The organism is Stenotrophomonas sp. STEN022 (genome assembly GCF_056760155.1).
On sequence record NZ_JBRREG010000181.1, the window covers coordinates 1 to 3,044 of the forward strand.

1 protein-coding gene is annotated in these 3,044 nt (G+C 65.2%); it reads left to right on the forward strand.

What is annotated here, in order from left to right; translation table 11 throughout:
• Positions 1–44: 44 nt before the first annotated feature.
• The gene (locus tag ACVOMF_RS20725; RefSeq protein ID WP_003100881.1) at positions 45–3,011 is read left to right on the forward strand and encodes a Tn3-like element ISPa38 family transposase; all 2,967 of its coding nucleotides are present in this window, start codon (positions 45–47) and stop codon (positions 3,009–3,011) included.
• The last annotated feature ends 33 nt before the right edge of the window (positions 3,012–3,044 follow it).

Consider the following 3,044-nt stretch of genomic DNA (forward strand, 5'->3'; position numbering starts at 1 on the left):
GCGGGCTTGTCACAAACCTACGTTTTCAAGAAGAAGGAAACCGCATGCCCCGCCGTTCGATCCTCTCCGCCGCCGAGCGCGAAAGCCTGCTGGCGTTGCCGGACACCAAGGATGAGTTGATCCGTCACTACACGTTCAGCGAAAGCGACCTCTCCATCATCCGGCAGCGGCGCGGCCCGGCCAATCGGCTGGGCTTCGCGGTGCAGCTCTGCTACCTGCGCTTTCCCGGCGTCATCCTTGGCGCTGATGAGCCACCGTTCCCGCCATTGCTGAGACTGGTCGCCAACCAGCTCAAGGTCGGCATCGAAAGCTGGGACGAGTACGGGCAGCGTGAGCAGACCCGACGCGAGCACCTGGTCGAGCTGCAAACGGTGTTCGGCTTCCAGCCGTTCACGATTGGCCACTACCGGCAGGCTGTCCAGTTGCTGACCGAGCTGGCCATGCAAACCGACAAGGGCATCGTGCTGGCCAGAGCCTTGATCGAGCACCTGCGGCGGCAGTCGGTCATTGTGCCCGCCCTCAACGCCGTCGAGCGGGCGAGCGCCGAAGCGATTACCCGCGCCAACCGGCGTCTCTACGACGCCTTGGCTGAGCCGCTGACGGACGTGCATCGCCGTCGCCTCGACGATCTGCTCAAGCGCCGCGACAACGGCAAGACGACGTGGCTGGCCTGGCTGCGGCAATCCCCGGTCAAACCGAACTCGCGGCACATGCTGGAACACATCGAACGCCTCAAGGCGTGGCAGGCGCTCGACCTGCCCTCCGGCATCGAGCGGCTGGTTCACCAGAACCGGCTGCTCAAGATCGCCCGCGAGGGCGGCCAGATGACGCCCGCCGACCTGGCGAAGTTCGAGCCGCAGCGGCGTTACGCGACCCTGGTGGCGCTCGCCATCGAGGGCATGGCCACCGTCACCGACGAAATCATCGACCTGCATGACCGCATCCTGGGCAAGCTGTTCAATGCCGCCAAGAACAAGCATCAGCAGCAGTTCCAGGCATCCGGCAAGGCGATCAATGCCAAGGTGCGGCTGTTCGGGCGCATCGGCCAGGCGCTGATCGAGGCCAAGCAAGCGGGCCGCGATCCGTTCGCCGCCATCGAGGCCGTCATGTCCTGGGATGCTTTCGCCGAGAGCGTCACCGAAGCGCAGCGGCTCGCGCAACCCGAGGACTTCGATTTCCTGCACCGCATCGGCGAGAGCTACGCCACGCTGCGCCGCTACGCGCCGGAATTTCTCGACGTGCTCAAGTTGCGGGCCGCGCCCGCCGCCAAGGACGTACTCGACGCCATCGAGGTGCTGCGCAGCATGAACAGCGACAACGCCCGCAAGGTGCCCACCGACGCGCCGACCGAGTTCATCAAGCCGCGCTGGCAGAAGCTGGTGATGACCGACACCGGCATCGACCGGCGCTACTACGAACTGTGCGCGCTGTCGGAGCTGAAGAACGCGCTGCGCTCCGGCGACATCTGGGTGCAAGGCTCGCGCCAGTTCAAGGACTTCGAGGACTACCTGGTGCCGCCCGCGAAATTCGCCAGCCTCAAGCAGGCCAGCGAATTGCCGCTGGCCGTGGCCACCGATTGCGACCAGTACCTGCATGACCGGCTGACGCTGCTGGAAACGCAGCTCGCCACCGTCAACCGCATGGCGCTGGCCAACGAGCTGCCGGACGCCATCATCACGGAGTCGGGCCTGAAGATCACGCCGCTCGATGCGGCGGTGCCCGATACCGCACAGGCCCTGATCGACCAGACGGCGATGATCCTACCGCACGTCAAGATCACCGAATTGCTGCTGGAGGTAGACGAATGGACGGGCTTCACCCGGCACTTCGCCCACCTGAAGTCAGGCGACCTGGCCAAGGACAAAAACCTGTTGCTGACCACGATCCTCGCCGACGCGATCAACCTGGGCCTGACCAAGATGGCGGAATCGTGCCCCGGCACGACCTACGCCAAGCTGGCCTGGCTGCAAGCCTGGCACATCCGCGACGAAACCTACGGGGCGGCACTGGCCGAGCTGGTCAACGCGCAGTTCCGACATCCCTTCGCCGAGCATTGGGGCGACGGCACCACGTCATCGTCGGACGGCCAGAACTTCCGCACCGGCAGCAAGGCCGAGAGCACCGGCCACATCAATCCGAAATACGGCAGCAGCCCAGGGCGGACGTTCTACACCCATATCTCCGACCAGTACGCGCCGTTCCACACCAAGGTCGTGAACGTCGGCGTGCGCGACTCGACCTACGTGCTCGACGGCCTGCTGTATCACGAATCCGACCTGCGGATCGAGGAGCACTACACCGACACGGCAGGGTTCACGGACCACGTCTTCGCGTTGATGCACCTGCTGGGCTTCCGCTTCGCCCCGCGCATTCGTGACCTGGGCGACACCAAGCTCTACATCCCGAAGGGCGATGCCACCTACGAGGCGTTGAAACCGATGATCGGCGGCACGCTCAACATCAAGCACGTCCGCGCCCATTGGGATGAAATCCTGCGGATGGCCACCTCGATCAAGCAGGGCACGGCGACGGCCTCGCTGATGCTCAGGAAGCTTGGCAGCTACCCGCGCCAGAACGGCCTGGCCGTCGCCCTGCGTGAGCTGGGACGCATCGAGCGCACACTGTTCATCCTGGACTGGCTGCAAAGCGTCGAGCTGCGCCGCCGCGTGCATGCCGGGCTGAACAAAGGCGAGGCGCGCAACGCGCTGGCCCGCGCCGTGTTCTTCAACCGCCTGGGGGAAATCCGCGACCGCAGCTTCGAGCAGCAGCGCTACCGGGCCAGCGGCCTCAACCTGGTGACGGCGGCCATCGTGCTATGGAACACGGTCTATCTGGAGCGGGCCGCGAACGCCTTGCGTGGCCACGGTCAAGCCGTCGATGACGGCCTGTTGCAGTACCTGTCGCCGCTCGGCTGGGAGCACATCAACCTGACCGGCGATTACCTCTGGCGCAGCAGCGCCAAGATCGGCGCGGGCAAGTTCAGGCCGCTACGGCCGCTGCAACCGGCTTAGCGTGCTTTATTTTCCGTTTTCTGAGACGACCCC

Bases quoted from the DNA above. Each gene is read 5' to 3' on its own strand.
- ACVOMF_RS20725 (WP_003100881.1), top strand. From the start codon at position 45: ATGCCCCGCCGTTCGATCCTCTCCGCCGCCGAGCGCGAAAGCCTGCTG.